The following is a 21629-nucleotide window of genomic DNA, read 5'->3' on the forward strand; positions in this document are numbered from 1 at the left end:
GTCCTGGACCCCAAGGGCACCGGACAGGCACGATGGGCGATGCGGTGGAAGCCAGCCCTGAACGCGTTCGCCATCACCTTCGCCGACCGCATGCCAGCCGCGGAGAACCTCTAACAATGAACGCCAGAAACACCGTTCATCGGACAGGCCCGGTGGTTCCTGCGCAGGGCACTTGGGGTGAAGTGACGCAGCCGCGGGCGCGGCGGGGTGACCTGAACAGGCGCTCGCACCAGCTTTAGCCGCGACGTTGACAGCCATAACAGCTGGGACACAGGCACCGAAAGGGTGCTGGAAGTACTGGTGCTGACCGGGTCGATGGTCTGATGTCGTTGTTGATGCCTGGGTCCGGGACGTCGTAGGCGTCCGTGGCAAACGATGCCGGCCCAATCCCAGATTCCGTCGAAGTTCATCTCGTACTTGAGCCCCGCCGTTGGGGAGGCACGGGAGTCTGCGGTGCGGCCGCCTGACCTGCACATTCTTCGTTTGTGACGTTGGTGGAGCATGATCTGTCACGAGGTTTTTGCGGACTATTTGCGGACTGCAAAACCGGCACACCGTGTTTAACGACGCGCAAGCCAGGTGGCCAGCAGGCATCTGATGGGACCGTGATTCGGGCGGGTCTCCCGTGCACCTAATGACTGGCAGATCCTCGACCTCGTGTCGCCGCCCCTGACTACCGTTGAGGCATGACTGAGCGCATCGACTTGGTAGGGGTGACCCGACTCCCTGACCGGAGTTTGGTCGTGGTGCGAGCCACGGTGCGGCACCTGCAGTTGAAGCGCAACGTGATGGGTGAGCTATGGGCGGCGTTGTCGATCGAGGACGTTGGGTTCGTGGCCACCGTGTTGGTGTTCGCGAAGACCTTCGCCTGCCTGTCATGGGATGGCGTAGAGGCGGGTGCGGTGTGCGACCTTCTTGTGCAGGTCCGCCTCGCGCAGGACGGCACGCCGAAGTTGCGCCTGGACTCGCTGTCCGTCGTCAGCACTGCATAGCTGCAGAGGTTTGCCGTTCGGGTCGATGAACGACCAACCGTGACAGATCGTGGCACGATCCGTTTGATGCCATCAGCTGACGCTCAGATCATCAACCCGGCCATCATCGAACGGTTGATAGAGGCCCGTCGGGGCTACGAGGACGGGGTGTCCGAGCATTACGACGACGTGCTGGTGCAGATAAGCGCTCGCATAGCGGAGGAGCAGTCCGTTGGCAAGGCTGAGATTGGTGCCTTGGTGTTGTGGAAACGGGTTCGTGCGAGCAGCCGGTGGACCAGCGAGCTCATGGCGCTATCCGACACGCACATCCGTGACGTCACTGGCGCGGCCGTATGCCATGTGTTGAACACCAGCATCACCACCCCGGAAGCTGCTAGCGCGGGTCGCACCGCTCTTTCGACGCTCCCTGGCTTCAGGTCCGGAGATGCGTTGGCTTCGGCGGTCCTGTTCGCTGCTGCTCCTGCCCGGATGGCTGTGTACGACCGCCGCGCCCAAGTCGGGTTGGAGATGCTGGGCCTTTCGCTGCCACCCAAGCGCGGTCGGTACGGGGCTTACATGGCGCTGGTGGAGCAACTCAGTGGGGCTGTTACTGACAGCGGGACCGTGTGGCGGGCCCGAGATGTTGACCTCGCGCTGTTTTGGCTTGGCCGATCGCTGCGGGCTGGCTCCGAGACATACTCGCCGGTCGTCCCGAGCTGATCGCGCGCGTCACGCGTCGTCGGTCTGAATTATCGCAGATAGTCCGCGAGCCGGTCGGCTGCACCGGGGACGACGGCCCAGCTGCGGCGGTGTTTTCCAGGTTTGCCGAGCTGTTCCACCAGTCCGATGCGTCGGAGATCGTGGAGCGATCGGCGGGTCGACGGAACGCTCATCTGTGCCAGTTCGCACAGCTGCAGCAGGGTGAGGGGACCTTGGCGCTGGACGATGCCAAGCACGTACAGGCGGCCTGCGGTGGCAAGCACGGCGAACTTCCTGCTGAGGGTGAGGGAGTCTTCGACGGGCATCCAGTCCCGCACTCGGCGCTCGGGCCAGTCGGCACCGGTGGGGTCGGCGGGGAAGTGCTCGACGGGTGGCCTGCCGCGTCCTCGGGAGTCCATGCACGGACGGTAGCGGCGCGTGTGGTGCAGCCCACCCGTTTCGTGCAGACTTCACCAGGAGCCGGGCACGGTGTCATGGTGCAGCGGTCGGTTCACGGTGTGCGCCTTCCCCCAGCGTCGTGCAGTGAGACCTGGAACGCCAGGTGAGGGCAGCCACAACCGGGCTGCGCTGACCCTCGTGGTGATTGCCGCGGTGCTCATGTGGGTGTTGGCAATCCCTCGCCTCTACGTGTGTGGATCGTTCTTACCTGCATATCGAGCGATGAGTTGTCACGTGCTCTCCACCCGCTCTCCGCTGTAATGGCTCCCGGGTGACCACGATCTGGCTGCCCACCCATTGCGAGCAGGTGGTGTCGGCAGGGCCTCGTAGCGTCTGAGCATGCAGATGCCGATCGCACATCTCTCCATCGAGATGACGTGCTAACAGCGATCGGTTCGGGAACGGGTGGTCACCCCGCCGGGACAGAAGAGCCGATCAACGCTTCCTGGCCGCCCCGCCCTCGTGCAGCAACGTATGCGGTTACCCCGATTCGCGTGCGGGTCCGTCTGCAATGGCCCGAGGGGTCCGAATGGGTGACCGGTCGCGCGGCCAGGTGGCAGGGCCGGTGCGTGTGGGTGTTGCTCTGGCACCAGCGAGTGGCGCCGGTGCAGGGAGTGTGGGTGAATGCGGTGGACGTAAGACGTGAACTCGCGCGGAGACCGCGCGCCAAGTTCAGCACCGTCGGAGGAAAAGCGTGATGACTTCGTCCACGCGAACTCGGAGTTTGTGCTTGCCAACCACCTAGTGCGCGGACCCTCCGCATTCGAACGAACTGCCCACGATCAGTCGGTGACAGTACAGACTGGGCTGGTGCTGAGGCGCGATGGACGGCTTAGGGACGCTGCGGTGGCGGGCATCGTGGCGGTCCCAATTCTGGTCTTGTTGAGTCCTACTGCTACCGAATGGCTGGGAGGATCCGGACTCTGGATCGCGCGGTTGCTGGCGCCCTTTCATGTGAGGGCTCTAAGGAATTCACTGGACTCCTCCTCTACATATTTCTGGTGCGCTCTGGGGTACCTGCTGTTCCTTGTCTGCCTGCTCTGCAGCAGGTGGGGCGTGAAATCCGCGGACAAGCTGGCGTTTGTCCCACCGATGATCGGCGGGGGCGCATTCGGTGTGTGGTGTCGCTTGAGCGGGCGCACGCAGCCCAGCTCATGGCACGACCCAGCCTCCTTATGCCTCATCGGCGGCCTGTTCGTCGGTTGGCTGGCGTCCCAGGTGTCGCGATTGCGCGATCGGCGGGAGCTCCGGCGCTGGAGGGAGCGACAGCGACAGGACATGATTGATCGCCACGCATCCGCTAAGGCGACACCACTCTCGGACGAGGCGCGCCTTCGACTTCAGCGGTACCAAGCTCGGAAAGGTGAGATGGATGCCATGCGTAGGAGTAGGCGTGCGCACAGTCGCGATAGATCAACGGCTGACCCGTACGCCATCCAAGCGGGACACGAGCCCGCTGGAGGGTCACAAGATCCTGGGCCGTAGGCCGGGTAGCCGCGTCGACTGGATACCCGCCTAGATCGGACGAGGTCAGACTCACAACTCAGCGTCGTCCCCTGCGTTCGCCGGGTGCCGAACGTAGGGGAACAGGTGCGGGAAACCTACTCGCAGGCAATCCCGTCGTGGTCGCGGTCCAGACCTGCCCGGTATCCGGGCTGGCCGCGGTACAGCGGTGCAGCGCCAGCGGCGCGGGCGGCAGCGCAATTGGCGTAGTACACGTCCGCCGGCTGGGGTGCGGTCGTGGTCGGCACCAGGGGGAGAGGGCTGGTGTGTGTCGACGACGGAGATGGGGTGCGCGTGCTGCTAGGGCTTGGGGTAGCTGCGGGCGGGTTGGAGCAGTGTGTCAAGACGGCTGTCATTGCTGCTTTTTCGGCGGGGGTGACCCACAGGTGGTACGCGGATTTCACTTGCACCTGGTCGGCGACGTACGTGCATCGGAAGCTCTTGTTGGGCGGCAACCAGGTTGCGGCGTCCCCGTCGCCCTTGGCCTCGTTCGTGGGCCCGTCGACCGCGAGAAGCTCGCGGGGGTCGTTGGCGAGGTTCTGACGCTGTTCTGAGCTGAGCTGCTGGGCTCCGGTTTGCCACGCGTCTGAGAGCGCCACGACGTGATCGATCTGCACCGCAGTCGAGGTGCTTTCGCCGCGGGTGAAGCTGATCGTGCGTCCGGTGTAGGGGTCGTGCAATGTCCCTGTTGCGACAGCGCAGTTTCTAGTGCTGGGCTTGTAGATGATGCTGGTCAGGTCGCGGCTGAGGATGTCGTTGCGGGTGTCGCACCCGTTGTGCCCGTCGGGCACGGTCACGTCGTCGGTCCACGCCTGCCCGAACTGTGCCCGGTCGTACCCCGTCTGCGGAGCCCGGCCTTTCACTGGGAGTGTCGCCAGCGTGGCCAACGCTGCGTGGGAGGCGGTGTCGGACCGCACGATTGCCTTCGCTGGGTTCTGGGCGGCGGTGGAGCTTGAGGAGTGAGTCGACGAGCTGGACCTCACCGAAGAGTTGGATGTCACACTCGGAGTGATCGGTGGCGTGGTGCTGGCGGCCGCGGTCGGCGTCGCACTGGGCGGGGCGCCAGCTGATGTTCTGATAGTGGAGCTCGAGTTGTGACCTGCAACCGGGGTCGTTGACGGGTTCTTGGCGGTGGCGCCACCCACCACCAACCCGACGATTGCCCCACCAATAGCTACGCCGCTCATCGCACGGTTGCGCAGCAGTGCCCACCGAATTTTCCCGCGGACGAGCGCGATGACCCCGACGACAAGTACGTAGACACCGGCCAGGCTGAACAGCCCACTGACACCTGAACTGGCTAATCCGAGCAGGGCAGTCAGGAGCAAGCCACCCCAACCTGCCCACGCCACCAGGCTGCGACCACCGCTGCCGTTCGGTCGCCGTTGCTGAGGAGTTGCCCCTAGACCCATGTACGCCCCCTGTATTAGTTCCCGGAGCGTAACTTACGGCGACGATAGTCGGGTGGGACTGTTCACGGGGCAGGTCTTACGGGACGGTCGGTGGCCGTGCCGAACTGAAACGGGCCCTCCCCGGGATGGGGAGTGGGGAGTCGGCTACAGGGCGACAGCTACGGTTCTTCGACCACGGACAGGACGTGCCAACCCTGCTGCGTAGCCAGCCTGAACGCCTCCGTCATGGTCTCCCGCGCGCGCTCGTGAGCCCGTGCTGTGCCGCCACCTGCCAGCCTCGCAGGCATCGTCTCACCGTTGTCGCTTAGGTCAATGTGCGCGGGCACCGCGTGCGTGCGTGCCGTGCCGCTGACCAGCGATGGGATCACGATGTCGGCAACGTGTCGACCGATGCCGTCGAGTTCGGGGCCGGGCGCCACCCAGTCCCCGTCCGGTCTCTCGAACAAAAGGGCGGGCGAGATCTCGACGCCGGTCGGTACGTCCATGGGCACCTGCTCGATAACGGTACCTACGTCTATCGGCCTCATGCCCTTGCTCACGGTCTGACGCGAGACGTCAAGACGTTGCACGAGGGTGTGGCCCGCTGCGGCCCGCATGGTCCGGTGCTTGTCTTCGTTCGAGTAGTCGCGAAGGAGCTTCAGCGGCTGCGCTTGCGCTGCTGAAACTCCCATCATGAGCGCCAGAAATTTCGACAGAGAGCCGATCGTTGTGCGGTCATTAAACGGCTGTAGTGCCGCGAGGCGTTGGCCGAGGGCGCCACTTGCTCCGAACGCCGGTATTGCATGTTTTCCGGTTGAGAGCCGCCTGATTTTGGCGTCGAACCCCTCCTGCGTGTCGTAAATCGGCATTGATACGGCCCGGGCCTGCCCGGGCGTGAACGGCCGTCCATGCTCCTGCTCGGCCATGTAGAACACGGCGTTGTCCAGCGACGCCCTCAGGTGGTGCACGGCCTCACTGAACAACATGGATGCCAGTGGGGGGACCGGCCGAATCCTGGCAATCTCCACGTCGTAGGTGCCGGACGTTCGCTCGACCTGACGGAGGGTTACGGCTCCAAGATCGTTGTCACCCCTAGACCACGACAGGGCAACTTTCGCCAACTCCTCGGCTGCAGCGTCAGCGCGGGCCAGCCGCATCGCGACCGGGTGCAGCTCGATCGGCAGCCAGCCGTGGTCAATCACGCGGTGGATCTTAAAGCCGGCCGCCCATCAGGCTCTACAAGACCTGCTGGCTTGGTGTTCGCCCAACCGCGGTGCAAACACCTTCGACGCCCTGCGGACGTCGTGACCCACTCGTTCCACGGGACCATCCTGTTGTGAGAAGCGAGGCATAGCTCTGCGTGCGCTGTTGGCCGCCTCACTCGTTGTGAAGGTCGTAATAGGCGTGGGCGCGTTGGCCCAAGACCCAGGTTGTCTCCCGGGCAGGATCTCCCTCGGCATACCCCTGTTCGAGTGCATCGGAGACGCACAGCTGATGGATCCTGGCGTCGCGCGCAGCTGGATCCATAGGCGCCAGGTTGCGAATGGCCTCTTCAAGGTCGGCGTTGCTCACGCCATTCCGGTTGACCACTTCCTCGATGTCTGGACTCCCCCCGAGGTGGAGCGCGGCTAGCTCATGCACATATCCGGGGTTTCTCATCGCTCCATGGTAAGAGCGATGTCCCTCCCGGCGATCGAACCTGCGAACGGCCACAGCTGGAGGTCGAACGGACGCACCACTGATTCGATGCTGGCGGGCGCAGTCCCCTCATGTGCATCGGATCACCCATCCGATACACCACTCCTGACCTGCGATGACACCGGTCATCTCACCGTTGTCGAACGCCCCAAGTGCGACAAGCAGCTTCTCCGCGGCATGCGGCACGCGATATCGAAGCATGACGACTGACCCTGCGGATGACAGCAGTGAAGGCTCCCTAGGCCGACAGGAATTCAGGGCACCGACTGGCAGATGTCAGGAAGTGCGACGCCCCTTGCCCAGCAACGCGTCGATCACTTCGTCAGCCTGCTTCTTCGTTCGAGTGCGTGACTTGTCACCTAGTAGCGGTGCACCGGCTCCCTTATAAACCACTGCCCCGGATGTCCTGCGCCGTGCGGATGCCTTCGGTTTGCGGGAGATCATGCTCATCACGCGGTCCTTTCCGTAGCTTCTGACTGCGACCGTAGCGCCTTGATCCGACAGCGGCGCCACAACACCTCGCCAAATACTGCGTTCAACACCGCCAGCCCCAGGATGATGCACCACCCTAGAGACCGCATCGATCCACCAACAGGGATTGCAAGGTAGCCGGCGACCAGCACGGTGAGGAGTGCTGAGCTCAGGAGAGACCGCCGCGCGATGAGCAGGATGCGGGAGGTAGACCAGTCCTCGGGTGACCGTGCGATCCAGGTAAGTAGCAGTCCTCCTACCGCTAGCAGCACGGTCGGGAAGCTCGTTCCCAGCGGTTTGGTGGGGAGAACAGCTGTGGATCGCAGGTGTCGAATCAACAATCCCAGCACCACCACCGCGACAATGGACCACCCTCCAACCCGCAACGCAGTGATTGCCCCGTAGCGCCTCGGTGCGAGCGTGACGATGGCGGACGCCTGCGAGAAGCGACTGTTGGGCCGGGCAACCAAGTGCACTGTCGCAGCAGGTTCGGCACTCCTGGCTACGGCTACTCCGGTGTCCGCGTCACCCTCGATCAGCTCGGCGTCTGAGACCAGTAGCAGCGGGGGCGAGGAGAATTCCACGTGGGTGCTTGCGGCCGTGCCAAACTCAGGAATCTGCCAGACAAGCTTTGGCTTCCACGGCGCAAGATCGTTTTGCCCCCTCGGCTCGCGATAATCGATCTTCACGATCGACCGCCTGCCGACGACGTCCGCGTCAAGCTCCACCACCATTAAGAAATTGGACTCGAACTGTTGTATTAGCTCGGCGAACGAGGCCGCCGGTTCCGACTCGCATGCAATACCCAGTGCCGTAAGTCCTGCGGAGATCTTGCTAGCAAGTGCTGGGTCGGGAGCGCCTTGGTGGAAAACCACGGACTCTATGAGGCACCGAAAGTTTACTAGGTCGTCTGTCTGCCTGACATTTGCAACCGACAAAGCCATAGCCACTAGCATCGCGACAGCATGCTCGCCGTTCGCGGTGGTCTCTAACAACGGGGCAGGTTTGCCTGAGGGCCCCCGGATGCTCAACGCCGTCAGCGGTCCCTTGCGGCACAACCCAAGGGGGACAAGAACAGTGTCCGTCGATGAGCCAACGACCATGAGGTCAGACTCGAGGGTGAAGTCAATTGATATATATCGAGTGCACTCGCTGGTCGGCTCGATCACAATTCGCTCGATCCGTCGGTGCATCCACTGATTTGACCGAAGGACAAGTTCGGCAATTCGTAGACCTTCTCCTGGCCCTGCCATCGTAGGGACGCCTCGGTCTTGTGGCCGCCGAGGTAGGTGGGGTCTCAATGGTCATCCCGGATCGCCAACGGCGGTAATTCATCGACAGTCTTCATGGTTGCTAGACTGACCATTACAATGCGTGAAATTAGGTCGAGGATATAGCGCGGGTTTTTCACTTCACGGGACCAATCGTTGGGATCATTGACAATGCCCGATTTCTTATCCGTCTTGACCTGGTAGCGGTCAATGATCCACTCAATCGCCGAGCGCGAGCCAATTGTATATCTGTACGCGTCGACGGGTATACCGCTGAGCGTGATCCGGGAGTTGTAAATGATCGACGACTTGTCAGTGTCGGCGACTCGCTGACCCTCGCGCTTCGGGAACTTGCCGAGACGAATCTTCTGCACCGCGAAGAAATCGTATGCAGCCTCACCAGCGGGAGCGTCTGGATGCATCCCTTCGATCGCATCGGGCTCCAGCTGCTCATAGCCGAGATGAAGTTGCATGAGCTGTTCCCCCGCCGCGATAAAAGGGGTTGGGTCGACCACGAGTGGAATGCGTGGGAGCATCCGCTTCAGGTCGGCCGCGTACGTCCTACGGTAGTCAGGCGAGTGCAACAACCCATAGATGTAGTGGAATATGTCATCTTTAGAGATTGGACGATCGTACGTCGCTACAAATCTCGCCAATGCAGCGTCGGTGATGTTGTCGATCCTGCGGTAGCCGGCGATGACCTGGGCATCCGTCGTCGGCGCATCGAACGACAGCGTTTGGTCACCAACCTTCACATCCTCGTACCGCCATCGAGCGAAAAATTGCCCACCAGAGCCGGCGCCGGTGACGTGCAAGTCCGGAACTGCGTCCAACGCAAGCACTGAGAACGGCACCGCTGAACCCATACCAACCTGGTAGATGCCGTGGTTGGGGTGACCGGGCGTTGGGAAGAACCGTGGCATCTGGCCAGTGATGTGATTGAGCCCGCGGTTGAAGTAGGCGTTGGTTCGGTTGAAAGGGCGGTAAGTCGCGCGTACCACATGGTCGGGTTCGACGGTCAGCAATCGGCGGGCAGCTAGGCGATTCTTGAGGCTGTAGGTCCACGAAATCTTCGCGGGATCGAGGTCGATGAAGTCGTTTACGAGAGTTTTAGATCTCGCTCCCGGCCGGGCCGCCAGTAGCGTCACAAAGTCTGCGACCTGCTGGTTGAAGGCTTCGACGGTCTTTCTGATGTTTCCAATAAGTTTAGCCGGTGACGAGTTGTAGACCCATGCGTCTCGACCAGTTTCTAGGCCGCGACCGTAGAGTCCGAAGATAGTGGTCTGTCCGACATCGTCACCATGTTTGGCGCCCATCGGCAGGTAACCCATGAAGTCACTTTGGCGGTGATTTAGCCAGTCGCCGTGCAGGTTGGGAGTAATCTGTGTGGTGGTCGTTAGGCCCATGACAGAGGTCGCCTTTTCGACTTCCTTTAGCTTCTGCCCAGCAGTTAGAGCGTCCGGCACTTGTGCGTAGAAAATCCGGGCAAGGCCAGTGTGGGTAGGGTCGCGAACAAGAAGTGTGATTGCGATCGTAGCGCGCGACCCGCCGCTCGTGTTCTTGCGTTCCGTACCATCGGTATTCCAGCCACCGAACTCGAATACTGGTCGTCCTTCCGCGCGTCCAGCTTCGCCACCAGTACGACCATTTCCACGCAGGTTGTATATGTAGATGGTGCTGAATTCAGCAGCAATTGATTTTCGCATCTCTGCAGCTACGTTGGAGTCAATCCAGCCACCGTTTGTAACGAAAGCGATCACACCTTGGTCTCGCAAGCGAAGGGTGGCCCAGCGAAACGCACGGATGTACGAATCATAGATAGAGTTGTTTCCTCCACGCCCGCGGCCAGCCATGTATGCAGCGCTGATGGAGGCGTCCAGCCCAGGGTACGAATCGTTTACGTTGTTGTCGTTCGCGGAGTCTTGGCCCACGGAGTACGGCGGATTGCCGACCACCACGGTGATCGGATTGGCCCTCTGTCGGGTGAGTCGTTCGTTGTTGCCAACGAACACAGAGTCGTCCAGCCGGTCTCCTGGTTCGTACGACTGAAAGGTATCGGTAAGCACCAGGCCAGGGAAGGACTCGTACTGCGGGCGGCGCTCCAAAGCGTCTCTGCGGGCGTCAAGGTATGCACTCTCGATGTTGACTGCGGCGATGTAATACGCGAGCAGCAGCAGTTCGTTCGCGTGGATCTCGTGCCGATACTTACGGACCAGATCTTTTGGCTCGATGAGCCCCAGCTGCAGAAATCTCACGATGAAGGTGCCGGTGCCTGTGAATCCGTCGAGTATGTGGACGCCTTCGTCAGTTAAGCCTTGGCCGAAGTGCCGACGTAGGAGTTCGTCCGCCGAGCGGAGGATGAAGTCAACGATCTCGATCGGGGTGTAGACAATACCGTTCTTCTCCACCCGCCGTTTGAAGGCTTTGGCAAAAAACCTGTCATAGAGTTCGACCAGGATCTTCTGTCGCCCGGTAGCGTTGTCGATGTCGTCCAAGCGAAGGGCGACGGAGGCGTAGAAGCGGTCCAGACTGGTGGTTTCTGTGTCCAAGGCGTGCTCGTCCAGGGCGTCTAACATTCGTTCCATAATGCGAGCGACCGGATTCGAAGCGGTGAAGTCGTAGGCACCGAAGAAGGACTGAAAGATAGGTCTGGTGATGAGGTGTTGGGCAAGCATCTCCACAGCGTCGTCGGAGGTGATTGCTTCGTTGAGGTTGCCTCGGAGCCCGTCCAAAAAACGTTCGAACTCGGCGCTAGTGTCCGTACCGGGGTGGGAAAGGATGCCGGTGATGCGGGTGGTGAGTTGTTGGGCGATGACAGACACATCTCCGGCCCACGTCTCCCAGTACCGGCGCTCACCAACTTTCTGGACAATCTTTGCGTAGATCCCGTCCTGCCATAATCCCAAGTCGAACGAGAGCGCGGTCTGGACGCCGGTGCTGGTGGTGTTGTCCTCATCTGTTTGGCTGTTCGGCCCGGAGACCCCGATGACGCGGATTTTGTCGGGGCGGTGCTTGTTGAGGTCGATCTGGTTGACGGTGGCGTTGAACCGGTCATCGTGCGCGCGCAGGGCTTGCAGCACCTGCCAAACGACCTTGTACTTCTCGTTGTCGCGCAGTGCTTCCTCTGGTGCAATCCCGGATGGCACAGCGATTGGCAGGATGATGTACCCGTAGTCCTTCCCGGGCGAGGTACGCATCACTCGCCCCACGGACTGCACCACGTCGACCTCGCTGCTGCGGGGGGTCAGGAACATCACCGCATCCAGGGAGGGCACGTCCACCCCCTCGGACAGGCAGCGGGCGTTGGTCAACACCCGGCATACACCCGCGGGGGATTCGGCCTTTAGCCAGTCAAGTCGCTGGTTGCGGGTTAAGGCGTTGAAGGTTCCGTCGACATGCTGACACTCCACGCGCAGACCGGCATCGCGACCGTCGGCGCGTGGTGCGCGGGCGGGGTCAAGCTCCAGGGTGTCGATGTGCTTGTCTACGAGCAGCGGGAACGACGCAGCGACCTTCTTGGACGCGTTGATGTCTTTAGCGAACGCGACGGCCCGTCGCATCGGGTGGTCGCTTTCATCGGCAGTGGTGTCGAAATGCTTGGCCAGCCCGTTCCAGCAGCCCACGATCCGGGCAGCATCCCCGAGCGGGATTTCCCCGGAGCCGGCAAGTTCCTGTTGGAAGTTCTCGGAGATGTACTGCTCGTCCACGGCCAACACCAGGACCCGGTAGTCGGTCAGCAGCTTGCGTTCCACTGCTTCCCCGAACCCGAGGCGATGCAGCTCCGGGCCGTAGGTGTCCTCGTCGTCCATCGAAGCAATGACCGCGTCGGAGTCCTTGGCCTTCTTCTTGGAGTCTTCTCCGAAAAGCCGGGGAGTGGCGGTCATGTACAACCGCTTGGTCCCGGCGAGGAAGGCGTTGTCATGGACGCGGACGAAGGCGGACTCGTCCTGCCCGGCGATGGTGACGCCGGTTGTGCGGTGTGCCTCGTCGCAGATGATCAGGTCGAACGGGTCGAACTCACCCCCTTTTTGGGCAGCAGCGACAACCCCGATGGACTGATAGGTCGCGAACAACACCGTCATCGACTGGTCGTCGCGCACTGCGGTGTCCCAACGCTGCTGCAGCAGGTCCAGGTTGGTGGTCGCTGGTAACGCGAGGTCGACAGCGGAGATGTCTTCGGAGGCGGTGCCGGTGCGTTTGGTGGCCTTGGCGTCCGAGCAGACGGCGAGCATCTGCAGCGGAAGCTGGGCCTGCGCGGACCATTCCCGCACCGTCTGCGACAGCAGGGAGATGGACGGCACCAAGAACAACACCGTCCCGCCGGCCCCGACGTGCTCTTCGGCCAGGCGCAGCGAGGTGAAGGTCTTGCCCGTGCCGCAGGCCATGATGAGTTTGCCCCGGTCCACCTCGGCCAGGCCGGCGGTGACTTTTTGGATCGCGGTCTGCTGGTGGGGACGAGTGATGTTCTTGGCCCGTGGTGTTACGTCTTGCGGGGCGGACCAGGAGAACTGGGACCAGTCGATCGTGGAGGTTTCTAAGTCGCTCATCCCGATACGGGTCACCGGGATGGACTGCTCGTGCAGCGCAGCCTCAGCGTGGGCACCCCAGTCCGCACCGGTTGAGACAATGATCCGGCGCTCGAAGTCGGTGGTGCCTGACGCGGACAGGAATGAGTCCACGTCGGGTTTCGACACGTGGTGGTCGGGGGCATAGAACTTGCACTGGATCGCCACGTTCCCACCGGTCTGGGCATCCACCGCGACCAGATCAATGCCGGTGTCGTGCTTGCCGTTTCGCCCTGGCCAATCCTGCCAGAGGTAGACCTTGCTGAACTGGTCCGCGTAGGTCGGATCCACCATGAAGAACGCAGCCATCAGCTGCTCGAAGCGTGTGCCCTTGTCCGCCTCGGAGGTAGACACCGCACGCAGCTGGTCCAGGACGTCGAACACCGAGGTAGGCATGGGTCGCATTGTGCCTGGACGAGACGTGGGAGCTCCCTGCACCCGGCGCTCCGTCTGTCGCTGGGCTTGCGGATCAGGCGGCAGGGTCACTGATGCGCGGTCCCGCTTGCTGATCCGCTGCTTGCGCTCGGCCTTCAGTCTGCGCCACACGGAGGACCATGCGTTCTCGTCATCTGCGAGCAGCCGTGGCTGGTCAGGGCGGACCCGATCGTTCAGCAGCCCGGTCACCAGTACGCGGTGCGACTCGGATGCTGGGACCATCGCCGCGGCGGTTTTGGCGCTGTGACACGTGTGGCACAACAGCTGCAGGTTCGCGGGGTCTGCCGAGCTGTTAGCGATGTGGTCGATCTCTGTGCCAGGTCCGCCGCACGATACGCAGCGCCCACCATCGCGGTCGATGACCTCGCGTCGAGTGCTTGGGCTCAGCGTGCGCCCTAGAGCGTCGTAGCCTCCTGCCGTTAAGAACGCGAGGCGGGTCGCCACTGCTTGCTGCACGTCTGGATCCTGCAACCGCCCGTCACGGGAAATGGCCCGAAAGTAGCGGACGTTGCCCGTGGTCTCTCGACACCATGAAGAGCAGAACAGCCCGTTGATCGTCGCGTCCAACTGGCGAAGGCAGTTGGCGCAGTGGTCCTCGACGAACACCCGGATGCTGCCTATACCTATTGCATTAGGGGACAACGTGTCTCGACGCACCACGTCGAAGGCGTCACCTTGACCGGGGCCATCAGTGATCCCGGAGGGGTGGTAGGAATCCCTAGGCATCAATACTCCGATCGGCGAAAGCATGCCAGCAGCAAACACTGCTAGTTCCCTAGGTCCATCACTATCAGGCTCGCGGTGCCAAGGGCGGTTCGGACGCGGGGCTAACGCGCGATGGAGTGAATTGGGCTCGCCTCTGCGTCTTGTAAGCGCGGCACGGACGCCTCAACAACCGTCCGGCAGTTATGCCCCACCTCGCGTCTGAACCCTTTAACGTCAAGGTATGGCCGACCTAGACCCCGTCTTGCGCCGCCTGATCGCGGCTGCAGAGGAGGGTGACCACACCCCAGGACTGACGTTGCTGCTCGGTTCGTCAGTCGTTCAGGGCGTGCTGGTCTCTCGCAAAGAGTTCGACCACCACGTGTACAACCTCGCGAAGGCAGCCTCCATGAAGGACGTGCGCGGACGGTTGTGGGATAGCAAACAAGACCTCGAGAAGGCGGCAATAGGAGAAGCGAACAACCAGGTGAGCCGCTTCGGCTCTGCAGAAGGAGAGGTACCAGAGGACGCTCTACGTCTGAAGAATGTCTCCGTCGCCTCCTTCACAGGGTTTGCGTTGGAGATGCCGTTGATTCGCGTATCACCGAGTCACCTGGGCGCATGGTGGGCGGGCAGCTTCAACGTTCGGAACCCAAGCGGTAGTTCGGCTGGTGTGGGCATTGGGTTCGCCTTCTAGTTGATCGCCCCGCCCACTACTGGCGAAGGGGACGGCTTGGGGTCGCATCAAATCCTGAAGAAGGGAGTGCTCACCACGACCAGCGAAGGAGCCTTTCGTCGATGAAGATCTACGAAGGATTGACCCTGACCCCATCGTTGCTGGAAGGTGCGCAGGACCAGGCGGTCAAGGTCCTCACGGAGTACTTCACCCGGCGAACGGGGACTGGAGACCCCTGGTACACCGGCGGAGTCTTCGATGGGTGGGACCCATCAGGTACCCGGTCCAGGAGCATGGACACGTTCACCGCGGATGACCTAGTAGCGGTCACCCTGCTGGCTGTTGAGTTCCCGGGCCAGGCTGCAGTGTCCATCCTCGACACGCACCGCAAGAGGTTCAACGACCTTCTGCGCGACGTGGGGGACGACCGCGACCTAGTCGATGAGCCGTCAGTCGAAGAGGCAGCATTTCCAGCCTGGCCTCTATGGCGTGCGCTGATGAGCCTGCCGGGCATGGGACCAACGACCACCAGCAAGCTGATCGCTCGCAAACGACCCCGGCTCGTGCCCGTCTACGACCGTGTCATCAGGACCCACGTCTTCAACGACTCGGGCCTGCAGTGGCTGCCACTGTGGACAGCCCTCCGCGCCGACAGTGGGGCACTACACCAAAGGCTGGTAGAACTGCGTACCGTGGCCGTGCTCCCACACCACATCAGTCCGCTTCGAGTCTTTGACGTCCTGGCATGGATGGACGGCAGCGGTCGTACGGCTGAGCTACGCAGTTCATAGGACGGTCATCGCCCGGTAATAATTGTGAATTCGAGCGCGTCTGCTTTGGCGAGTGGTCGTATCTCGGACATGTATTCGGTGCTCCGTTCGCAGGAGTGCTTCACCACTTAGTGGTGTTGGAAATAGCTGGGCGTAGGGTTGGACTGTAAGGATGTTCAGCATGCCGCTGCCTTAGCGGGCGTGGGTGAGTGTCCTGTGCTCGCGTTGGGACTGATCTGATGACGAAGAGGAGACTTAAGGTGTTGCCTGGGGATGAGAATGGCGCCGTCAACGGTGCAGATCCGCAGGTATTATGTGCCGATCACATAGTAGACGTTGATCTCAAGAGCATAGTCTTAGTAATGAACGACAAAAAATACGAATGTGAGCTCTGTGGTAAAGCTGACGCTGTCGAGGTAGCGCCGCTCTCAGAGTTATTCGAAGCCATTCTTCAAACGCTAAACTTCATCTATGGGACGTCGGACGATGAATTGCTAAGGGAGAATGAAGGAGGTAATTACCATGGGCCTGACATGACGGCGGCCGATGTTGTTCGCGTACTGTGTGGACAGGTATTTAGTGACGACGTCTCGGCTCTGTGCCTGGATATTGTTGCAAACGCGATCGAGAATGCTACGAACGGCAAATTATTCACCAATCTTCCCGCTCTTCTCGATACTGCAGACTTGGTATGGAAGCGGGATAAACTCACGGAGTTAGTCAAAGAAGAATCTCGGTTCGTCATAGTACAGCAGTTGCAGGCGAGCATCGGCCCTGTCTCACGGACTCCGTCTCCACCAGTGCTCCTCGGAAGACTCCTCGGTGAGCTGGTGAGCTTCGGTGAGCATCACCTGAATTTGGTTAAACAGCTGCCAGAAGGCACGGAAGTCTACCGGGGCAGGCTGGTGAACCGACGAGACGAGATAGATCCACCGACAATCGAAAAACTTGGACCACCACTCGGTCGGCATGCCGCAGCTAACCGGATGTCACCGGCTGGTATATCGATGTTTTATGCGGCTGAGGACGTGCAGACCGCAATCGCAGAGATTGCCTCACACGACATTAAGCCCATGGCGATGATGGGGACCTTTCAGCTGAAAAAGGTTCTGTGGGTGCTCGATCTAACCCAGGGAGTTTCTCCTTTCAGGGCGAGGTCTTACGAGGACATTCTCAAAATTTACTTTTTGCAGCACTTCGAGGAGGCGCTAGCGGCTCCTACAATTCCTGATTCGGCCAGCCACGATCAGATTGACTACGCGCCAACCCAGATAGTCACTGAATATATAAGATGGGCATCCGAAACTCCGGTTGATGGAATTGCCTTCAGGAGTTCGCAGACGTCTTGCAAAAATTACGTTTTTTTCGCTGGTCCCGAAAAAACGAAGGAAGACTTCGACTTGACGGAAGTGGCCCTTTACGACGTGTACCGGAGCGCGGAAGGAAGAAAACGTGAGGCCTAGGATCCTGCTCCATCAAGCCCTGCGCTAGGATCTACGGTCAGACTGTGGTAGCTGGTCTCATCCGCGTTTCGGTGAACGACACCGGCTGATCGCGGCGTTCTGCAGGAGGATTCGCTGCAGCTGCATCAGCGCCAGTCCTCAACCCCCCCCAGCGCTTAAGATTCTCCAGCGCCCGTTAGGCATCCGTGAGATCGACCGCATCCGCGCTGGTCAACGCCACTGCATCGGATACCGGATGTGATTCGGAAAACTGCAGCTGCTTAGTGGCCGCGTTCCGCCACGGAGGTGATTCACGGAGCAACGAGGGCGCTCTGGACATGTGCGTCCGTCGCCGCGCCTCGTCCGGTCAGGCACGACAACCCTGCACCCGCTTCGCTCGCTCCGGCAGCCGGCCGACGTGAAGACACGAGTAGCCCACTCTGGGCGGTAGGACGCAGCTCCTCGGCGCGCCCTGACCGGGCGGAGTGACTCACTGCCTGATGCCCGCGGTGTCACAAGCCGGATCGAGGGGATTGGCTGGCGACCTCATCGAATGCGCAGGAGCCTCCGGCAGGCGGGGGTGTACCCAGCGCCTCATGTAGTCGGAACTCGAGTCATCAGGTGGTCCACGTCGTCGGGGTCGACGCGTAACACGCGTGCGCCGCTCCGATACGCCGGGAGATACCCGGCGGCGATGCGCCGACGAAGAGTGCGAACGCTTAGGCCTGTGCGGTTGGCAGCTTCAGACAACGACTCGAACTGTCGCCGCGGCTTCGTAGGAGTGGACATAGGGCTCCTTTCCGCCTCCCCGAAGGCCAGGTGGTGCCGCCGGAGGTCACTGCCGAAGCCCATGATGCTGCAGCCTGCGAAGACCTTCTGGGCGTTCCCTTTGTCCGGCGCGCCGAGCCACAGCGCGCTGAACCGAACGGACGTGTGCTGGAGTCTGCACGCCTGGTCTGACGCCGACGGGTCACCGCAGCTGCGGCTGGCGGGCTGTGGCTGGCGGCCGAATGGCAGGGCCGGGCAGTGGACTTCGGGCATTGGCCCTGTGGATGGCGGTCGCTGACCACGTCATCCTCAGTCCGCTGCTCCAGCCTTGGTCGACGCCCCAGGTAGTTGGATCAATTGCTCTGTCGGTGAACAGATTTCGACCACACAGAGGCGGTAAAACCCCACCCCTGTCGACTGCATCTATCCGTTCTTCGCTGTGCGCGACTGGCTGAAAAGGGCGTCGTAGAGGACGAGGCATAGTGCAATGTGGACAAATATCCACGCGTTCGACCCAACGGCACTAGCTTGAACGGATCGATTTCGACCCCCCATGTCCGTGGGAGTCGCGACAGGGCCTTCTGGCGGATAGGACAGCGGGAGATCGAGATGACGAGGTCGAGGGGTGTGACTGGCCCCGCGCTGGCGGTGGCTACAGGATGCGTCGTGCTGATCGCTGCCTGCGGAGGTAACGGCTCCGTCAAGCCCTCCTCGGTTTCGAGCATCACTCCGACGTCGCCTGTGCCGGATACAGCTGTCACAAGCCACGTCACGAGTGATGTCCAGCCTCAGAAGACTGCCGCAGTTGCGGCCGTCGTTGCGCTGTGGAGACAGATCGATCGGCTCGAAAACAACCCGAAAGACGACTTGACCACACTCGACTCCGTCGCGCGGTCTCAGGTCTTAACGCAGTGGCAATACAACATCAGCACGGCACGCCAGAAGGGCGAGACAAGTAAAGGCAACACCGTGGTGAAGCTCAGCAACGCGCGGCGAAATCCCTTGGCTCCTGAGTCGTCTTACACAGTGACTGCCTGCCTCGATGTCAGCAGGGTTCGAGTGTTCGACAGCTCCGGCAGGTCGATTGTGAGTAGGAGTCGTCCGCCGAAGGTCGCCTATCGATACGACGTGATCCGGGACAGCAAGTCGATGAAGTGGTACGTCACAGTTGCTAAGGCGGCTGGGACGTGCTGACGCGGTACGCCGTGCTGAGTGGTGTCGGAGCAATGATGGCGGTGGCTGCGTGCGCCGTGGTCACACCTCAAGCCTGGGCCGGCGGCGGAGTCTCATGTCCACCGGGTGAGATCCCAGATCCGCGCACGGGTACGTGCATCATCAGAGTGGTGCTGCCGCCGGTGCAGCCTATTTCTGGGCCGCCGGCTAGGCCTGGCCCAAAGCCGCAGCCTCCGGGAAAACCGCCGAAGTGTACGAACCCCACTGGTCAGGCGATTCCTTGCGATGCGGGCGGCGGTTATTGGTCGCCCGACCGGCAGTGCTACGTGAAGGTGGCGCACCCTCAACCGCCCAGATCTGATCCCGTGTGGTTGGGCAACACCATGGGGACGATCTATCAGTGCGACTCGCCGACGGACCGGTACTTCTTTTGGTCCGCCACGCAGCCCACGGGACCGACTGCACCTCCAGACCCGGTACAGCTCGCCCAAGTAGCTGTCACTGCAATGCGGCTAAAGGCGGTCACGATCGGAATTGTTCCGTTGAACAGGCCAGGTTCGGTCGGTTTGGTCGGCATGCCTCAATGGATGTGGGTGCAGAACCCGTCTGCGAGCACATGGGGGCCGATCACGAAGAGCGCCTCGGCCGGCGGTTACACGGTCACGGCGACGGGAAGAGTCGGCCGCATCCTGTGGGACATGGGCGACGGTCAGACCGTCACCTGCGGTGAGGGAACGCCGTATTCGATGGCCGATGGCGTGGCCAGGAGTCCGAGCTGCGGCCATGACGGATACACCCGTCAGGGCACTTACACGGTGACGGCGACCAGCTCTTGGACCGTCTCATGGGCGGGGATCGGTCAGACCGGCTCTATCCCGGTCACTCTGCGGCAAACGACCACAGTCCAAATCGGCGAGGCACAAGTGCTTACCCAGTGAGCGCGGACACGACACAGACCGATAGGGGAGGCAGAACGTCATGGCAATCGCAGACACACACCAGCGGCGCAGCGGACGTCGTCGTGACGGCGGCCGAAACCGCGTAGGCGAGGGGTCCCAGGGTGACGGCGAACGGAAGGAACCGGTCGCGCCGCCCCCCAAGATGCGCCGCAGGCCCCTGCTGGTTGCGGCGTCGGTGGGCGCTGTTTGCTTGGGCGCGTTGATTGCCGTGTGGGCGTTCACGTCGATTGATTCAGCGCAGCGCGTCCTCGCGGTGAGGTCCACGGTGCACCGCGGCGACATCATCACGCGGAACGACCTAGTAATTGTGCAAGTGGGGGTCGACCCGGCGTTGAAGCCGTTGCCGGCCTCGCAGCTCGGCACTGTCGTCGGCAAGCGGGCTGCGTTGGATCTGGCCGCGGGCGGACTTGTCACCGGTGATGACGTGACGTCCTCCGCGATACCTGGCCGGGGGATGAGTGAGGTCGGGGTCGCCCTTGCGCCGGGATCTCTACCGGCGAGCGGGCTCGTGAACGGGGATGCTGTGCGCATCGTGTCGACCCCGGGTCAGCAGGGCCAGTTGAAGAGCGGGGACACCCAACCTCAGATATCGGCGACCGTCGTCGATGTCGTGTCGAGTGGCTCGAGCGGTCAGCAAATCGTCGACGTGCTGGTGCCCGACGGTCAGGCGCCAGACGTCGCGGCGATGGCCGGCACGGGCAGGGTCGCGATTGTTGTGGACTCTCGAGAGCACTAGGACATGGCCGTCATCGTTCTCACGTCCGCGTCGGGGTCGCCCGGGGTGACATCGACCGCGCTCGGTCTGACACTCAGCTGGCCTCGGCCGGCGGTGCTCGTGGAGGCCGACCCGACCGGCGGCTCCGGCACCCTCGCCGGTTTCTTTCATGGGAACGTCGCGCACACCGGTGGCCTGATGGACCTCGCGCTAGCCCATCGCGAAGACGCGCTGTCCGAATCGCTGCCAACGGCGATGATGCCCATACCGGAGTCGACCGCTCTGCTGTTGCCCGGCGTGCGCAGCCACCAACAGGCGCGGAGCCTGGCGATCCTGTGGTCCCCTCTGGCGGAGGCTCTGGTCGCACTGGAGCGCAACGGCCAAGATGTCATCGTCGACGCCGGCCGCTTGGGCCTGGAGGGGGCTCCTGGGCCTTTGCTGAATAAGGCAGATTTGGTCCTGCTGACGTCGCGGAGCACGTTGCCCGCGTTGTCGGGTGCTCGCTCCTGGGCCCAGACCCTGCGGGAGGACTTCGACCGCGTCGGTTCGCTGCCGCGGCTGGGGATTGTGTTGGTGGGTGCGGGGCAGCCGTACAGCGCGCGCGATGTCCGCAATGTTCTCGGGCTGCCTGTGATGGCGACGTTGCCGTGGGATCCGGACGCGGCCGCCGTGTTCTCCGTCGGCGCCCGACGCCCCCGAAAGTTCGACCGCGGGGCCCTGGTGCGCGCTCTGCGCTCGGCGGCTGCGGCCCTTCAGGCGGTCGTCGACCGGAACCGGGCCGACCTCGCGACGGCCACGTCCGTAGGGAGACCTGCATGACCCAGCGACACCCATTGTCCGCTCAGCCGGCCGACGGGCCACGGGACCCGACATCCCTGCCACTCTTCGCATCCGACAGCGCCGCAGCCGTGCCGCGTCGGGGAGGTCGGGTGCGGTCGGCGTACTCACTCGTCGACGACGC

At 62.2% G+C, this 21629-nt stretch carries 15 protein-coding genes; 8 read left to right on the forward strand and 7 right to left on the reverse strand.

Features of this window, described 5'->3' with window-relative positions; all coding sequences use genetic code 11:
• Positions 1 to 686 precede the first annotated feature (686 nt).
• A complete protein-coding gene (locus J4030_RS15095) occupies positions 687 to 992 on the forward strand; it encodes a hypothetical protein (protein WP_208050060.1) in 306 nt (101 codons plus the stop codon).
• A 66-nt stretch (positions 993 to 1058) separates the two neighbouring features.
• Positions 1059 to 1691: a hypothetical protein gene (locus J4030_RS15100; protein WP_243763436.1), complete on the forward strand. Its 633-nt coding sequence runs from the start codon at positions 1059 to 1061 to the stop codon at positions 1689 to 1691.
• 29 nt (positions 1692 to 1720) lie between these two features.
• Here J4030_RS15100 and J4030_RS15105 read toward each other — a convergent pair whose 3' ends face one another.
• From J4030_RS15105 to J4030_RS15130, 6 genes are all read right to left on the reverse strand, one after another.
• Positions 1721 to 2089 (reverse strand): ArsR family transcriptional regulator, encoded by a 369-nt coding sequence (locus tag J4030_RS15105; RefSeq protein WP_208050061.1) that lies wholly within the window; start codon positions 2087 to 2089, stop codon positions 1721 to 1723.
• Between the two features lie 1641 nt (positions 2090 to 3730).
• Entirely contained in the window at positions 3731 to 4549 is an 819-nt protein-coding gene (locus tag J4030_RS15110) for a DUF1524 domain-containing protein (RefSeq protein WP_307864720.1), read from the reverse strand.
• Positions 4550 to 5202: 653 nt separating this feature from the next.
• Positions 5203 to 6225 (reverse strand): hypothetical protein, encoded by a 1023-nt coding sequence (locus J4030_RS15115; RefSeq protein WP_208050062.1) that lies wholly within the window; start codon positions 6223 to 6225, stop codon positions 5203 to 5205.
• Between the two features lie 175 nt (positions 6226 to 6400).
• A complete protein-coding gene (locus J4030_RS15120) occupies positions 6401 to 6682 on the reverse strand; it encodes a hypothetical protein (RefSeq protein WP_208050063.1) in 282 nt (93 codons plus the stop codon).
• Positions 6683 to 7170: 488 nt separating this feature from the next.
• Positions 7171 to 8361, reverse strand: a complete 1191-nt coding sequence (locus tag J4030_RS15125; RefSeq protein WP_208050064.1) for a hypothetical protein — start codon at positions 8359 to 8361, stop codon at positions 7171 to 7173.
• A 128-nt stretch (positions 8362 to 8489) separates the two neighbouring features.
• Positions 8490 to 14069, reverse strand: coding sequence for a type ISP restriction/modification enzyme (locus tag J4030_RS15130; protein ID WP_208050065.1), 5580 nt, complete (start codon positions 14067 to 14069; stop codon positions 8490 to 8492).
• A gap of 340 nt (positions 14070 to 14409) precedes the next feature.
• On the opposite strand from J4030_RS15130, the gene J4030_RS15135 reads away from it, so the two are divergent.
• The 3 genes from J4030_RS15135 to J4030_RS15145 all read left to right on the forward strand — a co-directional run bounded on the left by J4030_RS15135 (position 14410) and on the right by J4030_RS15145 (position 17074).
• Complete coding sequence (locus J4030_RS15135; RefSeq protein WP_208050066.1) at positions 14410 to 14862, forward strand: hypothetical protein; 453 nt, start codon at positions 14410 to 14412, stop codon at positions 14860 to 14862.
• 101 nt (positions 14863 to 14963) lie between these two features.
• Entirely contained in the window at positions 14964 to 15632 is a 669-nt protein-coding gene (locus tag J4030_RS15140; protein WP_208050067.1) for a DUF6308 family protein, read from the forward strand.
• Between the two features lie 218 nt (positions 15633 to 15850).
• Positions 15851 to 17074, forward strand: coding sequence for an RES family NAD+ phosphorylase (locus J4030_RS15145; protein ID WP_208050068.1), 1224 nt, complete (start codon positions 15851 to 15853; stop codon positions 17072 to 17074).
• Positions 17075 to 17647: 573 nt separating this feature from the next.
• On the opposite strand, the gene J4030_RS18590 is transcribed toward J4030_RS15145, so the two are convergent.
• A complete protein-coding gene (locus J4030_RS18590; protein WP_307864721.1) occupies positions 17648 to 18094 on the reverse strand; it encodes a helix-turn-helix domain-containing protein in 447 nt (148 codons plus the stop codon).
• 393 nt (positions 18095 to 18487) lie between these two features.
• Between J4030_RS18590 and J4030_RS15155 the strand changes: the two genes are divergently transcribed.
• The 3 genes from J4030_RS15155 (at position 18488) to J4030_RS15165 (ending at position 21487) form a co-directional block, all read left to right on the forward strand.
• The gene (locus J4030_RS15155; RefSeq protein ID WP_208050070.1) at positions 18488 to 19015 is read left to right on the forward strand and encodes a hypothetical protein; all 528 of its coding nucleotides are present in this window, start codon (positions 18488 to 18490) and stop codon (positions 19013 to 19015) included.
• Between the two features lie 1191 nt (positions 19016 to 20206).
• Positions 20207 to 20689, forward strand: coding sequence for an SAF domain-containing protein (locus tag J4030_RS15160; protein WP_307864722.1), 483 nt, complete (start codon positions 20207 to 20209; stop codon positions 20687 to 20689).
• A gap of 3 nt (positions 20690 to 20692) precedes the next feature.
• A complete protein-coding gene (locus tag J4030_RS15165; RefSeq protein WP_208050072.1) occupies positions 20693 to 21487 on the forward strand; it encodes a hypothetical protein in 795 nt (264 codons plus the stop codon).
• Positions 21488 to 21629 lie beyond the last annotated feature (142 nt).

The organism is Allobranchiibius sp. CTAmp26 (assembly GCF_017565405.1).
Taxonomy (GTDB): domain Bacteria; phylum Actinomycetota; class Actinomycetes; order Actinomycetales; family Dermatophilaceae; genus Allobranchiibius.